Raw genomic sequence first — 24,981 nt, 5'->3', positions numbered from 1 at the left:
CTTTACCGGGCCAGTTCGGTGACTCGTGACTCGCGAACCACGGTCACCCGGATCTGGCCCGGGTAGGTCAACTCTTCCTCGATCTGCTTCGCGACATCCCGGGCCAGCACGGCCGCGCCGATGTCGTCGATGTCCTCCGGGCGTACCATCACCCGGATCTCCCGGCCGGCCTGCATCGCGAAGACCTTCTCCACCCCGACCTTGCCGGCGGCGATCTCCTCGATCCGCTCCAGACGCTTGACGTACGCCTCGAGGCTCTCCCGCCGGGCCCCCGGGCGACCGCCCGAGCAGGCATCCGCGGCCTGGGTGAGAACCGCCTCGATGGTCTGCGGCGGCACCTCGTTGTGGTGCGCCTCGATCGCGTGCACGACGTCCTCGGACTCGCCGTACTTGCGGGCCAGGTCGGCGCCGATAAGCGCGTGGCTGCCCTCCACCTCGTGGGTCAGCGCCTTGCCGATGTCGTGCAGGAAGGCGGCCCGCTTCATCGACGGGACGTCCAGGCCCAGCTCAGCCGCCATGATCCCGGCGATGTGCGCGGTCTCCACCAGGTGCTTCAACACGTTCTGCCCGTAGCTGGTGCGGTAGCGCAACCGGCCCAGCAACTTCGCCAGCTCCGGGTGGATGTCGGTGATGCCGACGTCGACGAGCGCCTCCTCGGCGGCCCGGTCGCAGAGCCGGTCCACCTCGTTCTTCGCGCTGTCGAAGACCTCCTCGATGCGGTGCGGGTGGATGCGGCCGTCGAGCACCAGCTTCTCCAGCGTCAGTCGGCCGACCTCCCGGCGCACCGGGTCGAAGCACGACAACAACACCGCCTCGGGGGTGTCATCGATGATCAGGTTGACGCCGGTGACCGACTCGAAGGCCCGGATGTTGCGGCCCTCCCGACCGATGATCCGGCCCTTCATCTCATCGCTCGGCAGGTGCAGGACGCTGACCACACTCTCCGCGGTCTGCTCGCTGGCGATCCGCTGAATGGCGTCGACGACGATGCGGCGGGCCCGGCTGTCGGCCGTGTTCTTGGCGTCGCTCTCGATGTCCCGCACCATGATCGCGGCTTCCCGCTTGGCCTGGGCCTCGATGTCCGACACCAGCTCGGTGCGCGCGGCCTCGGCGGTCAGGCTGGCGATCCGCTCCAGCTCGCGCCGCTTCTGCTCCTCCTGCTGCTTGACCTCGGCTTCGCGGGCGACGAGAGCGCTTTCCCGCTTGGCCAGGTCGGCGTCCTGACCGACCAGCCGGCGCTCCCGCTCGACCAGGCGCTCCACCTCGTCGGCATGCAGGCGCTCCCGCTCGTCGATCCGGGCGGCCCGGCGCTCCACCTCGGCGGCCTGCTCCTTCGCGGTGGCGTTGAGCAGGGCCACCTCACGCTCACCGGACCGGCGGGCGGCCGTGCGGACCTGCTCGGCGTCGGCCTCGGCCTGGCGGTGGGCGCGCTCCAGGATCGTGTCGGCCTCGCTGTGCGCGTCCTCCAGAACCCGGCGGGCCTCGGCCCGCGCCGAGGTGGCTTCGGCCTTGGCGGCGGCGACCTCGGCTCGTACGGAAGCGGCTTTGGCATTTGCGTCGGCGACCTTGGCCTCGGCCGCCCCGACCGCCTGATCCTCGCGTTGCTGGGCGTCGGCCCGGTCGCTCTGCATCTGGCGCAGGGCCCGCGCACCGAACACAAGTCCGGCGACCACCAACGCGCCGAGGACGACGATTGCCACCACGAGCACCCAGTACGGGGCGGTCATCTCGCCGCGTCTCCCTTCGCCGCCTCGCGCGTCGTGCGCGCGCAGGCTGTCTGCGGGATGCCCGACCAAGGCTCACGCACGCCGACATCACCTGTTGCAGGTTGCGCCGGGCTGCGACGTGCACCTCGAGGGCACGCCGAGCTGTTATGACGTCTTGTGGGTGCTGCCTGCTTCATATCTACATGACCCGTGAGGTCACAAGTGATGCCGTAATGTAATGCGTTCTATGTTGTGCGTGTTGCATGCGATGGTCGAACACACCTTGTGTAACGCGAGGCTAGGTCGCGAGTGCCACTTCGGTCAAGGATCCATGATTCGCCCCCGGATGGGACGTAGGGCACAGACCCGCTTACGCGCAGCTCACGATCGTGGTGGGCATTTCAGGCGTACCGGGACCAGAGATCGCGCATCGGCTCCCAGCGTTCGCCGATCCCATCTTTCCAGTACGCGAGGAGATAGGCAGCTATGGGCGTTTGCGCGTCGTCCCACCAGATCCCGGCCACCGTTCGCGTGGTGCCACTCTCCGTGAGCGAGTACGCGTACTCAACGTAGTTGCCGCGTGTCCGATTCGACGGGGTCGGCCGCTCCACCGACGGACCTGCACCGGGTGTGAGTGTTCTCGCATCCACGTTCTGGCCGAGAGTGCGCACCCGGGCCTTGTCCCGATCGGCAAGCGACTTGTATTCCACGAAAATCGCCGACATGCCCGCCATCGTGCAGCGAACCCGATGGGCCTCCCCATCATTGAGCGCCGGCCCACCCGGCCGCCCACTCCGGCTGCAACTCGACAAATAGGGCATCCAGCCTTGCGAGATCGTGGTCAGTCCGGTCCCGTCAAAATCAGGTTGGTTGATCGCCACCTGACTCTGCTCGAACACCCCGAGCGAACCCGCCGGCGCCGGCCCGCTCGCCGCCACAGTTGCCGGCGCGGCCACTTCCGGCGCCGTCGCCCGACCCGCGAACCAGCCGCCCGTTCCGAAAAGCAGCAGCCCGGCAACCAGACCCGCGGCCACGCCGACGATCAGGCGGCTGCGGTCCGGGGGCGGGCTCGGTTCGATGCGGCGCCCGGAAAACGACGACGGCGGCAGCCCGAACGGATCGACCGGTTCCGCGCTACTGGCGTCCCAATTGTCATTGTTCGCCGCACCGCGGAATGGTCCATAGCCATAGGAGCCGCCACTGGCCGGGATCCCGCTGGTTGGACCGCCACTCATCGGGCCGCCGCTGATCGGGATCCCGCTCGCGGGCGCGCCGCTCATCGGGGCGCCGCTCATCGGGGCGCCGCTGGTTGGGACGCCGCTGGCCGGGACGCCGTTGGTTGGGTAGGCGCTGCCGGATGCGGGACTGCCGTCGGGCAGGTAGGGAGCGCCTTCCTGGTGCGGAGCCGGTGCGCCGCCTTGGAACGGGCCGTAGCTATAGGAGCCGCCGCCGGTCGGGACGGAACCCGAGGGCTCCGAGTCGGCGCCGCCAGGGATCAGCGGCTCCGGTTGGGCCGTGCCGGCACTCGGGGTCTCCGGTCGGGTGCTCCCGGAACTCGGCGGCTGCGATCCATCGTTACCGGACAAATAGAAATCATCTACTGGATCGGCAGCGCCTCGCCGGGCGTCGTCTAGCGCGGCGTCGCCTAGCGGGGCGTCGCCGGGCCGATAGGAGTCGCTGGGCGCGTTGGTGTCGTCTGACGCGTAGGCGCCGCCGGGCAGATACGTGCCACTGGACGAATAGGGATCGCCGAGCGGATAAGCGTCGCCGGGCGGATAGGCACCGCCGGCCTGCGCCTCGGCTGACGGGTAGGTGCCCGCGGGTGGCTGCGCGGCAGTGGGCGCGGCGCCATGCGGAGCGGTCGAGGTCGGCAGGGTGGGGGCCGACGGGTGTTGCTCCGGGCCGGGCGGCGGGTGGGTGGAGGCCGCAGAAAGCTCGGGCAGGGTCGGGGAGGCGGCCGGATCGGCGGAAGCGGCCGCGTCGTGCGCGGCGGTCTGTTCGGTCGGCGCGGGATGTTCCTGGAACGGGCCGTAGCCCCGCACACGGTTCTGCGAGTCTTCGGTCACGAGGCAGCAGATTACCAGGCAGTGGCCAACGCCGATGTCCTGAGAAGACCGTCCGGCCGCGGTTGTGGCCGCGGCCGGACGGGTGACTTTCTACGGTCGGTGGGTCAGGACGCCGACTCCTTGCGGCGCCGGGTGAAGAACACCAGGCCGACACCGCCCGCGGCGATGGCCGCACCCACCCCGGCCAGGCCGATCGCGTTGCTGCCGGTCACCGGCAGGCCGCCGCCGTCGCCGTCGTCGGAGCCCCCGCCGCTGCCGGAAGTGTCGTTGTTGCCGTCAGAGGTGCCGCCGCCGTGGGACGAGCCACCGCCGCTGCCCTTACCACCATTGCCCTTGCTGTTGCCCTTGCTGTTGCCCTTGCTGCCGTTGCTCTTGCCACCGTTACTGGTGCCGCCGTTGCCCTTGCCGCCATTGCTGGAGCCGCCACCCGTACCGGAAGTCGGCTTGGTGGTGGGGGTGTCCCCCGGGCCGCCGTTGCCGGGTGGGGTGTCGCCGCCACCCCCGTTGCCGGGCGGGTTGGTGGTGCCGCCACCGTCACCGCCACCGCCGTCACCGCCACCGCCGGTTCCCGGGTCGGTCGGGGTGCCGCCGCCACCCGTGCCGGGATCGGTCGGGGTGTCGCCACCGCCCGTACCCGGATCGGTCGGGGTGCCGCCGCCACCGGTGCCGGGTTCCGTCGGGGTGTCGCCGTCCTCGGCGGCGGTGGCACCCGTGCCCTGTTCGGCGAGGATCACCACGCTGTGTGCGGTGTGCTGGGCGGCGGCCGCCCCGGCGGCCTGCGGCCCGGCGAGCGTGGCCACACCGATCGCTCCGACGAGCACACCGAGTTTCGCGACGGCGCGCAGTCCGCGCCGGCGTGCAAGCTGGTTGATGCGCATGTCTGTCCCCGTTTCGTCCATCAGCGGGGGCCGACACGACTCCGGTGTGGACAATCGCCCCCGCGATCAGGGAAGCAACCTAGCCGAAAGTCCGCAGGCCGCGCCATCCATGGTCAACAATATGGACATTCCTCACCGTGGCCGGCCATGAATGCCTATCGGGCCCGCACGCAGCACAGACCCCACCGGCGGGCCAGTCAGCACGGTCAGTCGGTCGGCTCGTCGGACATCGCGTCGGCGTCTATCCCGTCGGCGAACTCGGCCGCTTCGGCATCGCGGTCCGCCAATGCGTCCTTCACCGCCCGGATCGCCACCCCGGCCGGGTAACCCTTGCGGGCCAACATGCCGACCAGCCGGCGGAAGACCGCATCGGGTGCACCGGTCGCGGTGCGCAGCTTGCGGTCGACCAGGGCTCGGGCAGTCGCGGCCTCGTCCTCGTCGTCGAGCGCGTCGAGCGCCTCGCCGGCCACTTCGGCGGGCACGCCGCGCTGGCGCAGTTCGTTGGCGAGGGCACGACGGGCCAGGCCCCGGCCCTGGTGCCGGGTGGACACCCAGGCACGGGCGAACGCCGCGTCGTCGATGATGCCGACCTCGTCGTAGCGGTCGAGGACCTCGGCGATCACCTCGTCGGAGATCTCCTTGCGGGCCAGCACCTTGGCGAGCTCAGCCCGCGTACGCGGCCGGACCGCCAACTGGCGCAGACAGATCTCCCGCGCGCGCTCCGACTCGCTCAGCTCGGACCCGCGAGAGCCGGACGCGCTGGAACCGGACGCGCTGGAACCGGACGCGCTGGAACCGGACGCGCTGGAACCGGACCCGCCGAAGCGGGCGGCGGCGGAGTCGGATGTGGGGGGATTTCCGCCCGGCGAGCCTCGGCGGCGGCCGGGAACGTTGCCGCGTTCCGGCTCGTCGCCGAGTTGCTCGCCGGGCGGGTGCTCATCGGTGGACCGGCGAGCGGGCCGGGGCGGAAGGGCATCCCATCCGCGCCCGGACCGTGCGCCGCGTCGTCCGGCCATGCGGTTGCCTAGAAGTCGACCGGCGGCAGCTCAGGGCCGCCGGCGGCGTCGCCGGTGGTCTGGCCGACCCCGAGCTTCTCGAGGATCTTCTTCTCGATCTCGGCCGCGACGTCGGGGTTCTCCTTGAGGAACTCCCGCGCCTTCTCCTTGCCCTGGCCGAGCTGGTCACCGTCGTACGTGTACCAGGCGCCGGACTTGCGGATGATGTTCTGCTCGACGCCGACGTCGATCAGCGAGCCCTCGCGGGAGATGCCCTTGCCGTACATGATGTCGAACTCGGCCTGCTTGAACGGCGCGGCGACCTTGTTCTTGACCACCTTGACCCGGGTGCGGTTGCCGACGACGTCGGTGCCGTCCTTCAGGCTCTCGATGCGGCGCACGTCGAGGCGGACCGAGGAGTAGAACTTCAGCGCGCGGCCACCGGTCGTGGTCTCGGGCGAGCCGAACATGACGCCGATCTTCTCGCGCAGCTGGTTGATGAAGATCGCCGTAGTGCCGGAGTTGCTCAGGATGCCGGTGATCTTGCGGAGGGCCTGGCTCATCAGCCGGGCCTGCAGACCGACGTGGCTGTCGCCCATCTCGCCCTCGATCTCGGCGCGGGGCACGAGCGCCGCCACCGAGTCGATGACGATGATGTCGAGCGCACCGGAGCGGATCAGCATGTCGGCGATCTCGAGTGCCTGCTCACCCGTGTCGGGCTGGGAGACGAGCAGGGCGTCGGTGTCGACGCCGAGCGCCTTCGCGTATTCCGGGTCGAGGGCGTGCTCCGCGTCGATGAACGCCGCGATGCCGCCGTTGCGCTGTGCGTTGGCCACCGCGTGCAGGGCGACCGTCGTCTTACCGCTGGACTCGGGACCATAGATCTCGATGACCCGGCCGCGCGGCAGGCCGCCGACACCGAGCGCCACATCCAGCGCGATGGAACCGGTGGGGATGATGGCGGTCTCGACGACCGGCCGCTCCCCGAGCCGCATAACCGATCCCTTACCGAACTGCTTGTCAATCTGAGCCAGCGCCAGATCGAGAGCTTTATCTCGGTCAGGTCCTGCCACCATGTCCGCCACCCCTGTCGATTTCGCCGGCGCCTTCGCTGAGCCTCTGTTCACCACGCGCTACAAGGTATGCGGTGGGTATGACAAAAATCTGCCGCCCTGCTCGGAGCTGTGGATGACCAGGGCCGCTGTGGACAATAGCCGAACACCTGTTCTAGATCGAACGACACGCAGAACAAGCGTACGAAAACTCGCTCAGCGCAGCCGAGAAGGCACCCGCTCGGGGTACGCGGTTACGACGGCGCGCCAGATAGTAGCGGTATCAACACCGTCCGCAATCGCTTGCTCGATGGTCCGGTCACCCAGCCCCGAAAATGAATGATCGGTCGCGAGGCTCCGCGCATAGGTACCGCCGAATGCCTGATCGAGCCGCGCCCAGAAATCCGTCAACCGCACTGCGAAAGCGTACTCAGCGCACGGCCCCCGCGACGACCTTGAGGTCGTCCACCAGGCCCTGATAGGCGACGTCCCGATTGTCGGCGCGCAGCACCGCGGACGGGTGGATCGTGGCGAGGGCCTGCGCCTCGGCGACCGGGAAGTCCGCCGGGTGGTGGGCCGAGGCCGGCCACGGCATCAGGTGTCCGCGCTGCTGGGTTACCCGGAACGACGGACCCATCAACGCCTTACCCGCGGTCGCTCCGAGGATGACCACGATCTGTGGTTCGAGCAGCGCGAACTCCGCCACCACCCACGGTCGGCAGGCGGTGATGTGGGCCGGGCCGGGCGACTGGTGGATGCGTCGGGTGCCTCGCAGCTCGAACCGGAAATGCTTGACCGCGTTGGTGATGTAGAGGTCGGCGGGGTCGAGGCCGGCGTCGTCGACCGCCTCGCGCAGGAGCCGGCCGGCCGGGCCCACGAACGGCAGGCCCTTCTGGTCTTCCACGTCGCCCGGCTGCTCGCCGACGAAGACCACCTTGGCGTGCGGCGCACCCCGGCCGAAGACGGTCTGCGTCGCGTCGGCATGGAGCTCGCACCCCTCGCAGCCGGCGGCGGCCGACTTGAGCTCCTCGATGCTCCGGGCGTGCGGCGGCACCCACTGCTGGGCGCCGACCGGCGCCTCGGTCCTTGGCATCTCACGGTTCTACCCCAATCGGGCGGCCTGATGCACGGCGGAGTCACCGAGCGGGTGACGGCAGGCCGGCCGGACCGGCGGCCGCCGCCACCGCCTCGGCCAGCGGGGGGATGTCGGCGTCGTCGAGCGGACTGATCGTGATGCGGATGCCGGGCGGACTGTCGATCCGGAAAAGGGAACCGGGCGCCACCGCGTAACCGGCGTCGCGGAGCAGGCCGATCGTGCGGGTCTCGTCCGGAACGCGTACCCAAGCATTGATGCCTGTCGACCCCTCGGCGGTCAACCCGCGCGCCGAGAGTGCGTCGCAGAGGGCGCGGCGCCGCCGTGCGTAGCCGGCGGCGGCGCCCGCGACCTTGACCGTCACGTCGTCGTCGAGCCAGAGCCGCAGGAGCAGTCGCTGAAGGATGGTGGAGACCCAGCCGGTGCCGAGGCGCATGCGGCCCATCACCCGGGCGATCGTGGTCTGGTCGCCGGCCATGACGGCGATGCGCAGGTCGGGACCGAACGGTTTGGATGCCGAGCGGATGAACGCCCACGACTCGGTGACCGGGCCCAAGCAGTGCAGCGGCGCGCCGGCCAGCTCGGCGGCATGATCATCCTCGATGAGCAGGACTCGCGCGTGCGCGGACAGAACCGTGCGAAGCGCACCCGCCCGAGATTCGGAGAGGGCGGCACCGGTCGGGTTCTGCGCGCGCACCGTCACCACCACGGCTCGCGCGCCGGCGCGAAGAGCGGCGGCCAGCGACTCCGCCTCGGGACCCTCCTGGTCGATCGTGACCGGGATCGGGCGCAGGTCGAGCGCGGCCAGCAGGTCGATCAGGTTGGCCCAGCCCGGATCCTCCACCGCGACCGCGTCGCCCGGCCGTAGATGAACGGTGAGCAGGCGCTCGATCGCGTCGAGCGTGCCCGAGGCGGCGGTGATCGCGGCGTCCTCGACCGGCACACCGTCGGCGGCGAGGCGGGGGCGAGCCATGTCGATCAACTCGGGCATGGCGACGGCTGCCGCATAACCCTGCGGTGCGCCGCTCAGGTCGGCGACCGCGTGCAGCGCCCCGTCGATGCGCGGCAGCCAGCGGATGTCGGGTTCACCGGAGGAGAGGTCGAGCACCCCCTCGGGCACCGGCAGGCGCAGGCTCGATCGCGGCCCGGCGATCGACGGCCGGGACCGCACCCGGGTGCCACGCCGGCCGTCGGCCTCGAGCACGCCGCGATGTCGCAGCTCCTGATAGGCCTTGGCCACGGTGGCCGGGCTGACGTGCAGGTCACCGGCGAGCACCCGGATCGGCGGCAGGGCGGCACCCCAGACGAAGTCGCCCCGCAGGACGCCCGACTCGATGCTGGCGGAAATCGCGGCGGCGCTGTCGCCGCTGACCTGATACTGTGCTGACACAAGACAGATTCTGTACTAGTACAGGTAACGACGCAAGCGTCGCAGGAGGTCTCCAGTGCTCCAGACGGATCTCACCACCGCCACCCGCTATCGCGATCGGATGAGTTACGACGCCGAGCTGACCCACGCCATCCTCGACGAGGCATATGACTGTTCGGTCGCGTTCGTGGTCGACGGCGAGCCTCGGGTGCTGCCCACTCTGCACGTCCGCGTCGGTGACACGCTCTATCTGCACGGGTCGAGCGGCGGCCGGATGGGCCTGTCGACCCGCGGCGAGGGGGCGCGGGTCTGTGTGAGCGTCACGCTCCTCGACGGCATTGTCTACGCGCGATCACAAGCCCACCACAGCGCCAACTACCGTTCCGTGGTCGTGCACGGCGTCGCTCGGCCGGTCACCGACGAGCGGGAGAAACTGGCCGCCATGGGCGCCCTCACCGAGAAGGTCGGAGCGGGCCGGGCCGCGGAGACGCGTCCGCCCACCCGCAAGGAGCTTGCCGAGACCGCCGTGCTGGCCCTGTCGCTCGACGAGGCCGCGGCCAAGTCCAGGAGTCACGGCGTGGTGGACGATCCGGACGACGTCTCGCTGCCGGCGTGGGCCGGCGTCCTGCCGGTGACGAGGGCCTATGGTCCACCGCGCACCGAGGCCGGGGTGGCTGCCGCGCCGCCGGCCTATCTGCCCGGGGGCGGCTCGCCCTGGGTCAAGCCGGTGGTGCTCGAGGGGCGGCACGTGCGGCTCGAGCCGCTGACTCCGGGCCACGCCGCCGGCCTGCTCGAGGCCGTCGCCGATCCGGAGGTCTGGCGTTACCTGCCGACCGTCCAGCCGCGCACCGTGGCGGAGATGACACAGCACATAGCCGAGCTGCACCAACGTCAGTGGACCGGCTTCCAGATGCCGTGGGCCCAGGTCGACCCGCGCACGGGCACGGTGCTCGGGGTGACGACCTACCACGACATCGACCCGGTCAACCGGTCGGTCGGCATCGGGCACACCATGGTCGGCCGCCCGTGGTGGCGCACCGGGGTCAACACCGAGGCCAAGCTGTTGCTGCTGGCGCACGCGTTCGAGGCGCTCGGCGCGGAGAAGGTCTTCTGGTACACCGACATCCGCAACGAGCGCTCGCAGAACGCGATCGCCCGGCTGGGCGCCACCCGCGACGGCCTTCTCCGGCACCAGCGCCTTCGACCTGACGGCACCTGGCGCGACACGGTGGTGTTCGCGATGACGTCCGGCGAGTGGCCCGCGGCCGCGGAGCGCTTACGCGCTCGGTTGGCCGAGGGCTGAGCACGGGGCAGTCGGCCGGGAAGCGATAACGCGGGCCGAGGGACAAGCGGCCGCCGGCCACCCGTGGCGGCGGGCGGGCGGGCGGCGGCCGGTCCGGGGCTACTCCTCGAAGTCGCCGCCGTCGTCCTCGAAGACCTCCTCGACGACCTCGCCGAGGATCATGCCGCCCACGACGCCGCCGGCCACGCCGGCGACCATCCCGCCCATGCCCGGACCCTGGCGGCGGTAGTGACCGTGGTGACCGCCGTGCGCCGGATAGCCGTGCCCGGCGTGTCCGCCGAAGCCGCCGCCGTGCCCACCGAAACCGGCCGGGGCGCCGTAGCCGCCCGGGGCGCCGTGGCCGCCGAAACCGGACGCGCCGCGCAAGCCCTGGTAGCGGCCCGCGGCCTCGCCGACCCAGGACTCGACGACCGCGTTCCAGTCGGCGGTGTCGGCCTCGACGTGGGCGACGCGGAAGCGGCCGTAGGCGTCGTGGCCTGAGCTCAGGAAGCCGCCGCGCTTGTCGAACTCGAGGATGACCTCGACACCGTCCGGGTCGGCGACGAAGGTGACCTCGACCTCGTTGATGCCGCCCGCCAGGTGCGGCGGCGGGTAGAACTCGATCTCCTGGTAGAAGGGCAGCTGCTGACGCAGACCATAGATGCCGCCGTGCTCCAGGTCGGCCTTCTTGAAGCGGAAACCCTGGCCGGCGAAAGCGTCCAGGATGCGCTCCTGGGCGGGCAGCGGGTGCACCGCCACCTCGTCCAGGTCGCCCTTGTCCACCGCCTTCGCCACGGCGAGCTCGGTGCGCAGGCCCATCGTCATGCCGTGCAGGCGCTGCCCGTAGAAGTGGGTGATCGGGGTCTCCCACGGCACCGGGAACGAGAACGGGAGGTCCCGCTGCTCACCCGTGCGCAGTTGGAACGGACCGGAGACGGGCTGGCGGTAGAACTCGACGACGTTGTCGCCGTGCTCGTGGTCGACCCGGGTCACCAGGCCGAGCACGATCTGCTCGATGGTGACGTCGTGGTCGCCGCCGGTCACCCGGACCTGACCGTCGAGCGCCAGGCCGGGACGTACGTTGGGGTTGGCCAGCACGGTGTCGACGGACGGCCCGCCGGCACCGAAGGCGCGCATCATCTTCTTGAAAACCACCGGGTCATTCCTCCTTGAACAAACGGGGTGGCGAAAACTAGCGGGGAACCGCTACCGAGACCGGGTCGGTCTCGTCGTCGAACGGGCCGAGCACCTGTTCGAGCAGGTCCTCGAGGGCGACGAACCCGCCGCCGGCGACCAGCGCGACCTGGGCGCGGCCCGCTCGCATGGCGGTGACGGCGTCGACCACCCGGTCGTCCGCGCCGAGGGTGAACGGCTCGTCCATCAGGTCGGCAGCGGTGACGTCGCGGCCCGCGGTGGTCGCCCGGACCACGTCGCGGACATGCACGAAACCCACCACCGCGCCGTCCGCGCCGGTCACCGCGAGACGGGACCGGCCGCTGCCCATCGAGGCCAGCTCCACATCGGCCGCCGACGCCGTGGCCGGCACGGTGACCAGCTGATCGGCGGCGAAGGCGACCTCGCGGACCCGTAGCGAGCCGAGGCCGAGCACGCTGCTGAGCAGTTCGCTCTGTTCCGCCCCGATCAGGCCCTCGGCGCGCGAACGGTCGAGCAGGATCTGCATCTCGGCGGGGCCGTGCGACACCGGGAGCTGGTCCTGCGCGCGCACGCCGAACGGTTTGAGCACGGCGTTGGCCAGCGCGTTCAGCAGGCGCAGCAGCGGGCCGACGAGCCGCGCGAAGAGCCGGAACGGCAGCGCCAGCAGCACCGCCGAATGCTCCGGGTCGGTGATCGCCCACGACTTCGGCATCATCTCGCCGATCACCAGGTGCAGGAACGTGACCACGGCCAGGGCGATTACGAAGGCGATCACATGCGAGGCCAACTCCGGCAGGCCGACGCCGTGGAACAGCGGCGTCAGCCAGTGCGCGAGCGCCGGCTCGGCCAGAGCGCCTAAGCCCAGCGAGCACAGTGTGATGCCCAACTGGGCGCCGGCCAGCATGAGCGGCAACGACCGGCTGCCGGCCAGCGCCGCGGCGGCGGCCCGGCCACCGGTGGCGGCGGCCTGTTCGAGACGGTGGCGTTTGCTGGCCACCAGGGCGAACTCGGCGGCGACGAAGAACGCGTTGCCGACGAGCAGCAACACGGCGAGCACGGCGGTCATCTCGACAACCTCACTGTCTGCGGCACGTGGCGGTCGACGCTCTCCACCCGTACCGAAAGATCGTCGTCAAGAATGAGCGAGTCGCCGGCCTTGGCCATTCTGCCGAGACGGGCCATGACCAGCCCGGAGACCGTGTCGTAGTCGTCGGAGAGCGGCAGCTCGACGCCGGTGGCGTCGCTGATCTCGTCGAGCCGCCAGCGAGCCGGCACCAGCCACGAGCCGTCGTCCTGACGGACCGGAGCGGGCTCCGGCAGATCGTCCTCGTCGCGGATCGGGCCGACCAGTTCCTCGGCGATGTCCTCGAAGGTCACGATGCCGGCGAAGCCGCCGAACTCGTCGACCACGCAGGCCATCTGGCGGCGGCCCGAGCGCAGCCGCTCCAGCACGGCCGGCAGGCGCAGCGAGGACGGCACCATCAGCGGTTCGCTGAGCAGGTCGGCGACCAGCACGGAGGAACGCCGCGCGGGCGGCACCGAGATCACGTCGGAGATCGAGATGACGCCGAGGATCTCGTCCGAGGTGGCGCCCCGGACCGGGAAGCGGGAGTGCCCGGTGTCCATCAGCGCGACCACGTCGGCCGCGGTCGCCGTCGCGGCGAGCAGGTCGACGCGGATCCGCGGCACCATCACCGAGGCGGCGGTCAGACCACGGAAGTCGAGGCCGCGATCGAGAAGAGCGGACAACTCGGGGGAGAGGACGCCGTCCTTGCGGGACGCCTCGATGATCTGCTCGAGGTCTTCGGAGGTGGCGCCTTCCGGTAGCTCGTCGACGGGTTCGATGCCGAGCCGGCGCAGCAGACGTGCGGCGGCGGCGTCGAAGAGCCGGATGACCGGGCCGAAGACCCGCAGATAGAGCAGTGTGGAGCGGCTCAGCGATTTCGCCACCGCCTCCGGGCGCGCGATGGCCAGGTTCTTGGGCGCGAGCTCGCCGAACACCATCTGCACGACGGTGGCCACGACCAGGGCGAACGCGACGGAGATCGGCATGCTCACCGAGGCGGGCACGCCGGCCACGCCGAACAGCGCGGCCAGTCCGTCGCCCAGGAACGGCTCGGCGACGTAACCGACGAGAAGCGCGGTGACGGTGATGCCGAGCTGGGCGCCCGACAGCACGAAGGAGAGTCGTTCGGTGACCCGCAGGGCACGCGCCGCGGCGGGGTCACCCTCCGCGGCCTGGCGGCGGAGGCGGCCGCGATCCGCGGCGACATATCCGAACTCCTGAGCCACGAAATAGCCGGTCACGGCCGTGACGAGGAGGACCAGCAGAAGACCGACAAGGATCAACATGGCTGGGTGGAAAAGGAGGCACAGAGCCGGGCCGAGCCCGGCTGGGTACTGCCGATCATGGGGCAAGACGGTAACAACACCGGCTGAACGATTCCTGTGAGAGCTAGCTTCGCTTCTCCGCGTAGAACGTGCTCACCACCATGTTGATCTTTGCCAGGTCACCGGTCCAGTCGATCTCCTGGGTGGCCCAGCTCAACGCGTAACCACGACCGTTGCTCGTGAACCAGCGGGTGCGCGCGTGCAGCTTGGCACCGTCGTCGTCCTGGAAGCCGTACTCCCAGTCGGCCGCCTTGGCCAGCAGCGGCCGGGACTCGATGGAGATTTCCGCGTACCCGGGCAGCGCACCGGCCTTGACCAGCCGACTCGCCTCGGCACGGCAGGCGGTCACCGGGTCGGCCGACGGGTTGCGGCCGGTGTCCAGGCTCAGCACCCGGTGCCCGCCCGGCTCGCTGAAGCAGTACAGACTGCCTGATTTCCGGTACCTCCAACCGTCCGGCACGGCCAGGTGGAAGCCGGATCCGTCGGAGAAGTACGACCAGCCCGACAGCAGGTTCCAGCCGCTCACCCCGCGGGCCGCACCCTTCTGCGGCATCCGGACAGCGGGGGCGGACGGGTCCGCCGAGGTCCCCGCGGAACAGAGGGCCGGCGAGAACCCGGCGACGGCGAAGGCCGGCGGCGGCGAGCCGGACGGCGTCGGGCCCGGGGTATCGGAGCGCTGAACGAGGTAGCCGGCCACGATCGCACCCCCGCCCAGCAGTGCCGCGAGGGCCAGCCCGGTCGCCATCAGAATCGACCGCCGCTCGGCCGGCCGGAACGCGGGGCGTCGCGACGGCGCCTCCGGCGAAACCGGCGGCGCAGCGGCGGGGGACGTCCTCGGCACCCCGCGGGGCTTGCGCGGGGACGGCACTCCCCCGGCCCCGGGAGCGGCCGCGATGACCATCCGGAGCCGCCGCTCCAGCTCGCTGGCGGTGAGCCGCGTCGCCGGATCGTGCCGCAGCAGCCCGAGCAGCACCGGTCCGAGCAACCCGGCGTGTTCCGGCGGGTCGGGCGGCTCGGTGGCCAGCGCCATCAACGTCGCCATCGCGGTCGACCGCTGATAGGGCGACCGGCCCTCGACTGCCGAATAGAGCGTGGCCCCGAGCGACCACAGATCCGACTCGACAGTGGAAGCGCCGTCCCGGGCCCGTTCCGGGGACACGTACTGCGGTGATCCGACGATGTTCCCGTCGCCGGTGACGGCGCCGTCGTCCACGAACGTGGCCAGGCCGAAGTCGGTGAGCACGACCCGGCCGTCGGTGCCGATCAGCACGTTGTGCGGTTTGACGTCACGATGCAGCACACCGGCTCGATGGGCGGCGCTCAGCGCGTCGAGGACGGCCAGCCCGATCCGGGCGGTGGCCACCGGCGAATACGGCCCGTCGTCGTGGATCACCTGGTGCAGGGAGCGGGACGGGACGTACTCCATCACGATCCAGGGCAGGTCGTCGTCGTGCACGACGTCGTAGACCCGGACCACATGGGGATGGTTGAGCCGCCCCGCGCTGCGGGCCTCACGCAGCGTCCGGTGCCGCAGGCGCGCCTGCTCCTCCTCCGACATCCAGTCCGGCGGAACGAATTCCTTGACCGCGACGTCACGATCGAGCATCTCGTCGCGGGCCAGCCAGACACGACCCATGCCGCCCGCGCCGACCGGCTCGAGCAGACGGTATCGACCGGCGATGAGCATCGGTCCGACCGCCATCACGCCCCCACCCGTCGTCTCAGTTCCAGGATAAGCGGGCTTTCTGCACCGGCGGAACGCCGATCACCCGGCCACCGCGTAGACCACGAGGTTGTCTTTGTAGGACCGGAGCTGGCGATCGAATACCCCGCCGCACGTGATCAAACGCAACTGCCGATCGGGCGTCGGTCCATAAACCTCGTCGGTGGGGAACGCCTTCTTCGGGTACCACGCGGTGCGAATCACTACGAAACGCAGCACTGTTCCGCCGCGTACCACCTCGATCCGATCGCCCGCGGTGATCTCCCGCAGCCGATAGAAGATCGCCGGACCCGCCTTCGAGTCGACGTGCCCCGCGATGACCGCCGGTCCGACGTCGCCCGGCGCCGTGCCGTCGGAATACCAACCCGCCTGGTCGAAACGCTTCGGCGCCTGCAGCGCACCGTTCACCACATGCAGCGTCTCGAGGGCCGAGTCGATCCCGATCGCCGCCACCCGCACCCGCGTCGGCTCGCCGCGCGCGAGCACGGCGGCGGTCCCGAACGGATCTCCTGGCGGCCGGCCCGCGTTGCCCGCGCCCTGGACCGCCACCGGGCCGGTGACGCTCACCGAGGGCGCCCATCGACCCATTTCCGGATCGGCCGACTCGGCCCGGCCGGCCAGCGCGAGGTAGGTGGTGCCGACCACGAACGCGGCCATGGCGGCGGTCGCGGCGGGCAACGCGGCACGGCGTCCGAGACGCCGCAAACTTCCTTTCTTCCGTACGGGATTTTCCGGTTCCGCGCCGGGCTCGGCGGTTCCGTGCGGAGGTGCCCCCGGATCGTCACCGGGCATCGGCGGACGTATCGGCGGGGCTTCGATGATCGTGGGCGGCGCCGGACGTTCGAACAGCAGCGCCGGGCGTTCGAACAGCAGCGCCGGCCTTTCGAACAGCAGCTCCGGCCGGGGCGGCGGCGACCAGGTCACCCGGCGCCGCGGGACCGACAGGGCACCGGGCACCACCGCCACCCCCCGAGCGGGATGTTCCGGTGGCTCGACGATCGTCTCGTCGTCGCCTTCGTCGACCGTCACCGCGTACCCCGATCAGCCGACCCGGAGCCGGCGCCGCAGCACCATGACCAGCGCTCCGCCGAAGATCGCGGCGAAACCGGCGAGCAGCAGCGCCATCGGCAGGCGGGAGCCGGCCTGACTGCCGCCGTCCCCGGTGGCGACGCCGCCGAGCGGGACCGCGCCCTGCCGTTCCGCGTCGACGTGCAGCTCCGGTTTGAGGCCGCCACCCTTGTCGTCGAGCACGATGAGCGAATAGACGCTGCCGGCGCCCAGCGTGCACGGCAGCACGCTCGTCCGGCCGCCCCCGGTCGGCACCACCTGCACGTTCCACTTACCGGGGTTGACCTCGCGGTAATCCGTGGTGGTGGCGAACGAGACGTTGTCGGCGATGGCGGTGCCGTTCTTGCCGGCCACGTCGAGCACCGGCGCCTTGACCGACGCCTGGATGATCCGGACCTTGGACTTGCCCGAGTCGGGGAGCTTCAGGTCGTCGCGCAGCACACGAAGCCCCAGGTCGGCGTAACGACCGACGCCGGCCACCGTGTAGGCGCTCCCGCCGGCCACGTCGACGTCGGTGGTGAGCACCGGTTTCGCGGTGGCCGGCGCGCCCGCGTTGCGCATCGCGACCTGGTAGTTGCCGACCGGCAGCCGAAGGTAGGCGGACATCGCGCCGTAGGCGACGCCCTTGAAGGTCTGTGGCTTGACCGCGCCGGTGCTGGAGCGCAGGTAGACGTCGACGGCCGGGGTGTCGGGTGAGAGGTGCGCAAGCCGGACATAACCGTCGCCGGCCGCCCTCGCCGGGGTCGCGAACAGCGTGACCAGGGCGAATGCGGCGGCAGCGCTGCCGAGGCGCCGTAGGTGCGGTGCGGGGATGAACACGGTGCCTCCTGTCGGTGGAGCCTAGCGGCGTTTCGTCGGGTAACGCGTTTTGTATATGCCTTCGTCACGGGCCGGCACCATGGTCCGGTGTGTCGGATCGACTGACCACCCGTCCGATAGACCGTCGTCGTTCCGCCCGGTTCTTGTCATACCCCCGAGCAAAGATAGGACCATGCGAGACGTCCAGGCGCAGGGCGGTGTGCCGAGCGGTGCGGCGGGCAGCGGGCCGACCAGTCAGTTCGGCCAGGCCACCCGGGAGTGGTTCGCCGCGTCCTTCGCGGCGCCCACCGCCGCCCAGGCGGGTGCGTGGCAGGCGATCGGCGCGGGCCGAAACGCGCTGGTCGTGGCGCCGACCGGGTCCGGCAAGACGCTCGCCGCGTTCCTCTGGTCACTCGACCGGCTGGCCCACGAGCCGCTCCCGGAAGATCCGAAGCAGCGCTGCCGGGTTCTCTACGTGAGCCCGCTCAAGGCGCTCGCCGTCGACGTCGAGCGCAACCTGCGCGCCCCGCTCACCGGCATCCGGCAGGCGTCGGGCCGGCTCGGCATCCCGCCGCCCGACATCACGGTCGGCATGCGCACCGGCGACACCCCGGCCGACGAGCGGCGCCTGTTCGCCCGCACCCCGCCCGACATCCTGATCACCACGCCCGAGTCGCTCTACCTGCTGCTCACCTCGGCCGCGCGCGATTCGCTGCGCGGCGTCGAGACGGTGATCGTCGACGAGGTGCACGCGGTCGCGGCCACCAAGCGCGGCGCCCACCTGGCGCTGTCGCTGGAGCGACTCGACGCGTTGCTCGGCAAGCCCGCCCAGCGCATCGGGCTGTCCGCGACGGTTCGCCCGATCGACGACACGGCCCGCTTCCTGGGCGGCGCCCACGACGTCGCGATCGTCCAGCCGCCGAGCGCCAAGACCATCGAGGTCGTGGTCGAGGTCCCGGTGGAAGACATGACCCGCCTCGACGAGGTGCCCGACACGGGGCTCGACGATCCCGACGGCAACCGGCGCACCCCGTCGATCTGGCCGGCGGTCGAGGAGCGGGTGCTCGACCTCATTCAGGAGCACCGGTCGACGATCGTCTTCACCAACTCCCGGCGGGGTGCCGAGCGGTTGTGCGCGCGGATCAACGAGCTCGCTCTCGAACGGGCCGGCGATCCGCCGCCCGCGCCGACCCACCCGCCCGCTCAGGTCATGGCCCAGGCCGGGCAGGCCGACGGCGCTCCGCCGGTGGTCGCCCGCGCCCACCACGGCAGCGTCTCGCGGGAGGAGCGCAAGCAGATCGAGGAGGCGCTCAAGTCCGGCCTCCTGCCCGCCGTCGTCGCCACCTCCAGCCTGGAGCTCGGCATCGACATGGGCGCCGTCGACCTGGTGGTGCAGATCGAGGCGCCGCCGTCGGTGGCGGCCGGCCTCCAGCGCGTCGGCCGGGCCGGCCACCAGGTCGGCGCGATCTCGCTCGGCGTGGTCTTCCCCAAGCACCGCGGCGACCTGGTCTCCTGTGCGGTCGTGGCCGACCGGATGCGCACCGGCGCCATCGAGGAGCTGCACTACCCGCGCAACCCGCTGGACGTGCTGGCCCAGCAGATCGTGGCGATGGTGTCGCTCGACGCCTGGCAGGTCGACGACCTGGCCGCGCTGGTGCGGCGGGCCGCGCCGTTCGCCGAGCTGCCCGACTCGGCCCTGCACGCGGTGCTCGACATGCTGGCCGGCCGTTACCCGTCGACCGCCTTCGCCGAGCTGCGCCCCCGCCTCGTGTGGGACCGCGCGACCGATCAGCTCACCGGCCGGCCCGGCGCCCAGCGGCTCGCCGTCACCAGCGGCGGCACCATCCCCGACCGGGGCATGTTCGGCGTCTTCCTGGCCGGCGCCGAGCGCGCGGCCCGGGTCGGCGAGCTCGACGAGGAGATGGTCTACGAGTCCCGCGTCGGCGACGTGTTCCTGCTCGGTTCGACCTCGTGGCGGATCGAGGACATCACGCCCGACCGGGTGCTGGTCTCCCCCGCGCCGGGCGCGCCCGCCCGCATGCCGTTCTGGAAGGGCGACTCGCTCGGCCGTCCGATCGAGCTGGGCCGGGCGATCGGCGCCCAGTTGCGGGCGTTGACCCGGGCCGGCGACACCGCCGCGGACAAGCTGCGGGCGGCCGGGCTCGACGAGTGGGCCGCCAACAACCTGCTGGCCTATCTGAGCGAGCAGCGCGAGGCCACCCGGCATCTGCCCGACGACCGCACCATCCTGGTCGAGCGTTTCCGCGACGAGCTCGGCGACTGGCGCATGACGGTGCACTGTGTCCTCGGCGCGCGGGTCAACGCGCCCTGGGCCCTGGCCATCGCCCGCCGGCTGGCCGAGCGGTACGGCGTCGACGGCCAGGTCATGCCATCCGACGACGGGATCGTGGTACGCCTGCCCGACACCGCCGAGGAGCCGCCCGGTGCCGACCTGGTCGCGTTCGACCCCGAGGAGATCGTCCAGCTCGTCGAGGAGTCGGTCGGCACGTCGGCGCTGTTCGCGGCCCGGTTCCGCGAGTGCGCGGCCCGTTCGCTGCTGCTGCCCCGCCGGGACCCGCGCCGCCGCCAACCCCTCTGGCAGCAACGTCAACGCGCCGCCCAGCTGCTCGACGTGGCCCGCGAGTTCGCCGATTTCCCGGTCACCCTCGAGGCCGCCCGCGAGTGCCTGCAGGACGTCTTCGACGTGCCCGGCCTGACCGGGCTGATGCGCGAGGTGGCCGGCCGCAAAGTGCGCCTGGTCGAGGTGGAGACACCCCGGCCGTCGCCGTTCGCCCGGTCACTGCTGTTCGGTTACGTGGGCGCGTTCCTCTACGAGGGCGACGCCCCGCTGGCCGAGCGCCGGGCCGCCGCGCTCGCGCTCGACTCGACCCTGCTGGGTGAACTGCTCGGCCGGGTCGACCTGCGGGAGCTGCTCGATCCCACGGTCGTCGCGGAGACCGAGGCCCAGCTTCAATGGCTCACCGAGCGGCGGCAGCCGCGCGACGCGGAGGACACCGCCGAGCTGCTCCGGCTGCTGGGCGACCTGTCCCCGGCCGAGCTGGCGATCCGTGGCGCCGAGGAGGCCTGGGCGGTCTCGCTGGAGACCACCCGCCGGGCGATCCGCGTCCGGATCGCCGGCGAGGAGCGGTGGATCGGCATCGACGACGCCGGCCGCTATCGGGACGCGCTCGGTGTGGCCCTGCCGGTGGGCCTGCCCGAGGCCTACCTCCAACCGGTCGCCGATCCACTCGGCGACCTGGTCGCCCGCTATGCCCGCACGCACGGCCCGTTCGCCGCCGCGACCTGCGCGGCCCGGTTCGGCCTCGGCGTCTTCGTGGTCGAGCAGGCCCTCAAGCGGCTCAGCGCGGCCGGGCGGGTCGGTTCCGGCGAGTTCTCGCCCGGCGGGGCCGGCACCGAGTGGTGCGACTCCGAGGTGCTGCGCATGCTGCGGCGCCGCTCGCTGGCCGCGCTCCGCCGCGAGATCGAGCCGGTGCCGCCGCGGGTGCTGGCCACGTTCCTGCCCCGCTGGCACCAGATCGGCGGCAACGCCCGCGGCCTCGACGCCCTGGCCGCCTCACTCGAACAGCTCCAGGGCATCGCGGTGCCGGCCTCGGCCTGGGAGCGCCTCGTGCTGCCGGCCCGGGTCGCCGACTACGCCGCGCCGCAGCTCGACGAGCTGTGCGCCGGCGGCGACGTGCTGTGGGCCGGGTCCGGCTCGATCGGCGGCAGCGACGGCTGGGTCACCCTGGCCTGGGCCGACAGCGCCCCGCTGCTGCTGCCCCCGCCCGACGACGAGCTGGCCCTGACGCCGTTGCACCAGCGCATCATCGAGACGCTCAGCGACGGGCAGGCGCTGTTCTTCCGTTCGCTGTCCGACCGTCTGGGGGCCACCAACGACACCGAGCTGGCCGCCGCGGTCTGGGACCTGGTGTGGGCCGGTCACCTGACCAACGACACCCTGGCCCCGCTGCGCGCGCTGCTCGGCGGCAGCGGCGCCCACCGGGCCAAGGCCGCCCCGGCCCGCGCCCGTTACCGCCGGCCCGGCCGCCCCTCCCTCCCGGCCCGCGGCGGCCCGCCCAACATGGCCGGCCGCTGGTCCCGGCTGCCCGACCGCGACCTCGACCCGACCCGCCGCGCCGCCGCGCTCGCCGACCTGCTGCTCGAACGGCACGGCGTCGTCACCCGGGGTGCCGTCATGGCCGAGGGCGTGACCGGCGGTTTCGCCGGGGTCTACCCGGTGCTCGGCGCCCTGGAGGAACGGGGCGCGGCCCGCCGGGGCTACTTCGTGGAGGGCCTGGGCGCGGCCCAGTTCGCGGTCCCGGGCGCCGTCGACCGGCTGCGCGCGCTGGCCGACCCCGACGAGGCCCCACGCCGCACCACCGCGACCGCCGTGGTCCTGGCGTCCACCGACCCGGCCAACCCCTACGGCGCCGCGCTGGGCTGGCCCGACCGCGTCGTCGACACCGGCGACGGCGAAACCACCAAGGCCGGCCACCGCCCCGGCCGCAAAGCGGGTGCCCTGGTCGTGCTGGTCGGTGGCGACCTGGTGCTCTACGTCGAACGCGGCGGCCGCACCCTGCTCTCGTTCACCGACGATCCGGAAAACCTGATCGCGGCGGGCCAGGCGCTCGCCGACGCGGTGCGCTCGGGCGCCCTCGGCGTGATGTCGGTCGAGCGAGCCGACGGCGAGGCCGTCCACGGCACTGCCCTGAGCGAGGCGCTGACCACGGCCGGTTTCCGCCCCACCCCGCGAGGCCTACGCCTGCGCGCCTGAGGAGGGCGGGGCGTCCGGGCGGTGCAGGCCCGCGGTCAGCTCCCGATAGGCGTCGAGCACCAGGTTGGTCTGCTCGGCCAGCTCGGCACCGGCGTCGGCGGGCCGGGCGGCGGCCGCGTCGGGGTGCAGCGACTCCTCGGCGGCTCGGATCGCGCGGCGCATCTCCTGTTCCCGGATGAACGCCCGGCCCGCCTCCTCCGCCCGGCGCAGGCTCGCCTCCCGGGCGGCCAGGTCGATCTCGATGTCGGAGAGGGCCTGCTTGGTGGCGCGCAGCTGGGTCTGCAACTCCAGGGCGGTGCGGTCGTCGGGCGACGCGGCGGCGAAGTCGGGGCGGCTCAGCTCGGTCAACACCGCGGTCAGCTCCTGGCGGCGGGCCAGCACCCCGGAGATCTCCCACAACGCCGTCGACAACATCGCCGACGCCGCCGCCTCGTCGACGAGCCCGCCGAGGGCCGGCCACGTGCGGCTGACCCGCTCGGCGGTGTCGACGAAACGGTCGAACCTGGTCCGTTCCGGGATTCCGGTCAGCCTGTGCACCGCGGGTCCACGGCCGGTCGGCTCGCGCGGGACGCGATGCCGCAGGTACTGGGCGAGGGCGAACAACACCACCGCGACGACCGCGCCGGCCAGCGCCGCCAGCTCGGCCGGTAGGAACACGGCCAGCACCGCGGCGAGCACCAGCGGCGGAATGACCACCATCGCGGTGTCGAGGGAGGCCCGCTTGACCGAGCCGCCGGACTCCACGACGCCGTCCCATCCGTGCCGCACGGCCCGGGCGCCCGGGAACCGTGCGGCCTCCCACGAAACCAGCGTGAACTTGGCGGTTCGCGCGATGTAGATGGTCACGCTCAGAAGGATAAGGGCGCCGGGTCAGCCGAGGTCGGCGGCCAGCTCCACGTGAGCCGGGTCGGAAAGGTCGAGGACCTGCAGGAAGAGCCGGGTCGCGCCCTCCGCCGCGTACCTCTCGATCGTCTCCTTGGCCTCGCTGAGCGTGCCCACGACGCCGCCGTTCTCCCTGATCTCCTCGACCTCGCGGCCGATGGCCGCGGCCCGGCGCCGCACCTCGGCGTCGTCCCGTCCGACGCAGAGCACCGCGGCGGCGGAGAAGACCGGCAGCTCGGTACGGCCGATGGCGGCGCTCGCGTCCCGCACCCGCTGGAAGGCCGGCGCGATGTCCTCGACCTTGGAGAACGGGACGTTGAACTCGTCGGCGAAGCGGGCGGCGAGGGCCGGCGTGCGCTTCTTGCCGTGCCCGCCGATGATCACCGGAGGACGGGGCGACTGCACCGGCTTGGGCAGTGCGGGCGAGTCGACGAGCTGGTAGTGCTTGCCGGCGAAGCTGTACGGGGAGTCGGCCGCCCACAGACCGGTGATGATCTCCAGCTGCTCCTCGAGCCGGTCGAAGCGCTCGCCGACCGCCGGGAACGGGATGCCGTAGGCGCTGTGTTCCTGCTCGAACCAGCCGCCACCCAGGCCGAACTCGACCCGGCCGCCGCTCATCTCGTCGACCTGCGCCACCGCGATGGCCAGCGGTCCGGGCAGCCGGAACGTAGCGGACGTGACGAGCGTGCCGAGCCGGATGCGGGACGTCTGCACGGCGAGCGCGCCGAGCGTCACCCAGGCGTCGCTCGGTCCGGGCTCGCCGGAGCGGCCCATCGCCAGGTAGTGGTCGGAGCGGAAGAACCCGTCGAAACCGGCCGACTCGGCGGTCTGCGCGACCCGGAGCAGATCGGTGTGGGTGGCCCCCTGCTGGGGCTCGGTGAAGATCACTAGACGCATGGTCCCAACCTGCCATGGGTTGGTCCCACACTAAGAGTGTTGGGGCAGTAACGTTTGCCACCATGGCCGGATATGGATGGATCAGCCTCACCACCGATTACGGGACGTTCGACGGTTTCGTCGCGGCATGCCACGGCACGATCGCGCGCCTCGCCCCCGCCGTACGAGTCATCGACGTGACCCACCACGTGCCGCCGGCCGACGTGACCCGCGGGGCCGCCGTGCTCGCCCAGACGGCGCCGTTCCTGCCGCGCTCGGTGCACGTCGTGGTGGTCGACCCCGGAGTCGGCACGTCCCGCCGCGGCGTCGTCCTCGGCACCCCCAACGGCCTGCTGGTCGGGCCCGACAACGGGGCGCTGATCTGGGCCGCGGAGGCGCTCGGCGGCATCGGGACGGCGTACGAGCTGGCCAACAAGGAGTGGATGCTGGGCGACGTGTCCCGTACGTTCCACGGCCGCGACGTGTTCTCCCCGGCCGCCGCCCACCTGGCGGTCGGCGCCGCCCCGGCCGACGCCGGCCCGCCGATCGACCCGGCCGCCCTGGTGCGCCTGCCCGCCCCGCTCGTGACCATCGGCGACGGTTGGATCGAGTCCGAGGTCATCACCGTCGACCGCTTCGGCAACGTGCAGCTCGCCGCCGGTGGCGAGGTGCTGGCCGGACTCGGCACCGACCTGCTCGTGGGCACCGTGCGGGCGCGACGGGGCAGCACGTTCGCCGAGGTCGACCGGGGCGACCTGCTGGTCTACGAGGACTCGGCCGGCCACGTGGCGATCGCCGTGAACCATGGCCGCGCCGTCGTCGTTCTGTCGGTCCGGCCGGGCGATCTCGTCAAGATCGCGCAAAGATAGCTGT

General features: G+C 71.8%; 19 protein-coding genes. 3 read left to right on the top strand and 16 right to left on the bottom strand.

Annotation, left to right across the window (positions count from 1 at the left end; genetic code table 11):
- Window positions 1-2: 2 nt before the first annotated feature.
- From rny to Afe05nite_RS05400, 8 genes are all read right to left on the bottom strand, one after another.
- Window positions 3-1,727: a ribonuclease Y gene (gene rny, locus Afe05nite_RS05435; protein WP_203815854.1), complete on the bottom strand. Its 1,725-nt coding sequence runs from the start codon at window positions 1,725-1,727 to the stop codon at window positions 3-5.
- A 380-nt stretch (window positions 1,728-2,107) separates the two neighbouring features.
- The gene (locus Afe05nite_RS05430; RefSeq protein ID WP_203815853.1) at window positions 2,108-3,772 is read right to left on the bottom strand and encodes a hypothetical protein; all 1,665 of its coding nucleotides are present in this window, start codon (window positions 3,770-3,772) and stop codon (window positions 2,108-2,110) included.
- 104 nt (window positions 3,773-3,876) lie between these two features.
- A complete protein-coding gene (locus Afe05nite_RS43610) occupies window positions 3,877-4,650 on the bottom strand; it encodes an LPXTG cell wall anchor domain-containing protein (RefSeq protein ID WP_239117573.1) in 774 nt (257 codons plus the stop codon).
- Between the two features lie 206 nt (window positions 4,651-4,856).
- Window positions 4,857-5,666: a regulatory protein RecX gene (locus tag Afe05nite_RS05420; RefSeq protein ID WP_239117572.1), complete on the bottom strand. Its 810-nt coding sequence runs from the start codon at window positions 5,664-5,666 to the stop codon at window positions 4,857-4,859.
- Between the two features lie 8 nt (window positions 5,667-5,674).
- Window positions 5,675-6,721 carry a recombinase RecA gene (gene recA, locus Afe05nite_RS05415; protein ID WP_203815852.1) on the bottom strand — a complete coding sequence of 349 codons (1,047 nt, stop codon included), beginning with the start codon at window positions 6,719-6,721 and terminating at the stop codon, window positions 5,675-5,677.
- A 192-nt stretch (window positions 6,722-6,913) separates the two neighbouring features.
- Window positions 6,914-7,114 (bottom strand): DUF3046 domain-containing protein, encoded by a 201-nt coding sequence (locus tag Afe05nite_RS05410; protein ID WP_203815851.1) that lies wholly within the window; start codon window positions 7,112-7,114, stop codon window positions 6,914-6,916.
- 13 nt (window positions 7,115-7,127) lie between these two features.
- Window positions 7,128-7,790, bottom strand: coding sequence for a UdgX family uracil-DNA binding protein (locus tag Afe05nite_RS05405; protein ID WP_203815850.1), 663 nt, complete (start codon window positions 7,788-7,790; stop codon window positions 7,128-7,130).
- A 43-nt stretch (window positions 7,791-7,833) separates the two neighbouring features.
- Window positions 7,834-9,180, bottom strand: a complete 1,347-nt coding sequence (locus Afe05nite_RS05400; protein WP_203815849.1) for an aminotransferase class I/II-fold pyridoxal phosphate-dependent enzyme — start codon at window positions 9,178-9,180, stop codon at window positions 7,834-7,836.
- Between the two features lie 100 nt (window positions 9,181-9,280).
- Between Afe05nite_RS05400 and Afe05nite_RS05395 the strand changes: the two genes are divergently transcribed.
- Window positions 9,281-10,462 carry a bifunctional pyridoxamine 5'-phosphate oxidase family protein/GNAT family N-acetyltransferase gene (locus Afe05nite_RS05395; RefSeq protein ID WP_203816026.1) on the top strand — a complete coding sequence of 394 codons (1,182 nt, stop codon included), beginning with the start codon at window positions 9,281-9,283 and terminating at the stop codon, window positions 10,460-10,462.
- A gap of 99 nt (window positions 10,463-10,561) precedes the next feature.
- Here the strand turns inward: Afe05nite_RS05395 and Afe05nite_RS05390 are convergent, their stop codons facing one another.
- The 6 genes from Afe05nite_RS05390 to Afe05nite_RS05365 all read right to left on the bottom strand — a co-directional run bounded on the left by Afe05nite_RS05390 (window position 10,562) and on the right by Afe05nite_RS05365 (window position 17,597).
- The gene (locus Afe05nite_RS05390) at window positions 10,562-11,596 is read right to left on the bottom strand and encodes a sporulation protein (protein ID WP_203815848.1); all 1,035 of its coding nucleotides are present in this window, start codon (window positions 11,594-11,596) and stop codon (window positions 10,562-10,564) included.
- Window positions 11,597-11,633: 37 nt separating this feature from the next.
- Entirely contained in the window at window positions 11,634-12,662 is a 1,029-nt protein-coding gene (locus Afe05nite_RS05385; RefSeq protein WP_203815847.1) for a hemolysin family protein, read from the bottom strand.
- Window positions 12,659-13,948 (bottom strand): hemolysin family protein, encoded by a 1,290-nt coding sequence (locus Afe05nite_RS05380; protein ID WP_203815846.1) that lies wholly within the window; start codon window positions 13,946-13,948, stop codon window positions 12,659-12,661. Before Afe05nite_RS05380 ends, Afe05nite_RS05385 begins: the two co-directional genes overlap by 4 nt.
- Before the next feature lie 103 nt (window positions 13,949-14,051).
- On the bottom strand, window positions 14,052-15,689 hold the full coding sequence (locus tag Afe05nite_RS05375; protein WP_203815845.1) for a protein kinase domain-containing protein: 1,638 nt from the start codon (window positions 15,687-15,689) through the stop codon (window positions 14,052-14,054).
- 63 nt (window positions 15,690-15,752) lie between these two features.
- Window positions 15,753-16,739 (bottom strand): sortase domain-containing protein, encoded by a 987-nt coding sequence (locus tag Afe05nite_RS05370; protein ID WP_203815844.1) that lies wholly within the window; start codon window positions 16,737-16,739, stop codon window positions 15,753-15,755.
- Between the two features lie 12 nt (window positions 16,740-16,751).
- Window positions 16,752-17,597: a DUF4397 domain-containing protein gene (locus Afe05nite_RS05365; protein ID WP_203815843.1), complete on the bottom strand. Its 846-nt coding sequence runs from the start codon at window positions 17,595-17,597 to the stop codon at window positions 16,752-16,754.
- 172 nt (window positions 17,598-17,769) lie between these two features.
- On the opposite strand from Afe05nite_RS05365, the gene Afe05nite_RS05360 reads away from it, so the two are divergent.
- Window positions 17,770-22,350 (top strand): ATP-dependent helicase, encoded by a 4,581-nt coding sequence (locus Afe05nite_RS05360; RefSeq protein ID WP_239117571.1) that lies wholly within the window; start codon window positions 17,770-17,772, stop codon window positions 22,348-22,350.
- On the opposite strand, the gene Afe05nite_RS05355 is transcribed toward Afe05nite_RS05360, so the two are convergent.
- Both Afe05nite_RS05355 and Afe05nite_RS05350 read right to left on the bottom strand, forming a co-directional pair.
- Window positions 22,333-23,196 carry a hypothetical protein gene (locus Afe05nite_RS05355; protein ID WP_203815842.1) on the bottom strand — a complete coding sequence of 288 codons (864 nt, stop codon included), beginning with the start codon at window positions 23,194-23,196 and terminating at the stop codon, window positions 22,333-22,335. The genes Afe05nite_RS05360 and Afe05nite_RS05355 overlap by 18 nt on opposite strands.
- Window positions 23,197-23,220: 24 nt before the next feature.
- Entirely contained in the window at window positions 23,221-24,129 is a 909-nt protein-coding gene (locus Afe05nite_RS05350; RefSeq protein WP_203815841.1) for an LLM class F420-dependent oxidoreductase, read from the bottom strand.
- Window positions 24,130-24,191: 62 nt separating this feature from the next.
- Here Afe05nite_RS05350 and Afe05nite_RS05345 point away from each other — a divergent pair, with 62 nt between their 5' ends.
- Window positions 24,192-24,977: an SAM hydrolase/SAM-dependent halogenase family protein gene (locus Afe05nite_RS05345; protein ID WP_203815840.1), complete on the top strand. Its 786-nt coding sequence runs from the start codon at window positions 24,192-24,194 to the stop codon at window positions 24,975-24,977.
- The last annotated feature ends 4 nt before the right edge of the window (window positions 24,978-24,981 follow it).

This window comes from Paractinoplanes ferrugineus (assembly GCF_016862195.1).
GTDB lineage: Bacteria > Actinomycetota > Actinomycetes > Mycobacteriales > Micromonosporaceae > Actinoplanes > Actinoplanes ferrugineus.
This window is presented reverse-complemented; position numbering and strand designations above follow the sequence as displayed.

What these genes read in the sequence shown, in the direction of transcription:
- rny (WP_203815854.1), bottom strand. Translation starts at nt 1,727, where the DNA reads ATGACCGCCCCGTACTGGGTGCTCGTGGTGGCAATCGTCGTCCTCGGC.
- Afe05nite_RS43610 (WP_239117573.1), bottom strand. Translation starts at nt 4,650, where the DNA reads ATGCGCATCAACCAGCTTGCACGCCGGCGCGGACTGCGCGCCGTCGCG.
- Afe05nite_RS05420 (WP_239117572.1), bottom strand. Translation starts at nt 5,666, where the DNA reads ATGGCCGGACGACGCGGCGCACGGTCCGGGCGCGGATGGGATGCCCTT.
- recA (WP_203815852.1), bottom strand. Translation starts at nt 6,721, where the DNA reads ATGGTGGCAGGACCTGACCGAGATAAAGCTCTCGATCTGGCGCTGGCT.
- Afe05nite_RS05405 (WP_203815850.1), bottom strand. Translation starts at nt 7,790, where the DNA reads ATGCCAAGGACCGAGGCGCCGGTCGGCGCCCAGCAGTGGGTGCCGCCG.
- Afe05nite_RS05395 (WP_203816026.1), top strand. Translation starts at nt 9,281, where the DNA reads ATGAGTTACGACGCCGAGCTGACCCACGCCATCCTCGACGAGGCATAT.
- Afe05nite_RS05385 (WP_203815847.1), bottom strand. Translation starts at nt 12,662, where the DNA reads ATGACCGCCGTGCTCGCCGTGTTGCTGCTCGTCGGCAACGCGTTCTTC.
- Afe05nite_RS05380 (WP_203815846.1), bottom strand. Translation starts at nt 13,948, where the DNA reads ATGTTGATCCTTGTCGGTCTTCTGCTGGTCCTCCTCGTCACGGCCGTG.
- Afe05nite_RS05375 (WP_203815845.1), bottom strand. Translation starts at nt 15,689, where the DNA reads ATGGCGGTCGGACCGATGCTCATCGCCGGTCGATACCGTCTGCTCGAG.
- Afe05nite_RS05360 (WP_239117571.1), top strand. Translation starts at nt 17,770, where the DNA reads ATGCGAGACGTCCAGGCGCAGGGCGGTGTGCCGAGCGGTGCGGCGGGC.
- Afe05nite_RS05350 (WP_203815841.1), bottom strand. Translation starts at nt 24,129, where the DNA reads ATGCGTCTAGTGATCTTCACCGAGCCCCAGCAGGGGGCCACCCACACC.
- Afe05nite_RS05345 (WP_203815840.1), top strand. Translation starts at nt 24,192, where the DNA reads ATGGCCGGATATGGATGGATCAGCCTCACCACCGATTACGGGACGTTC.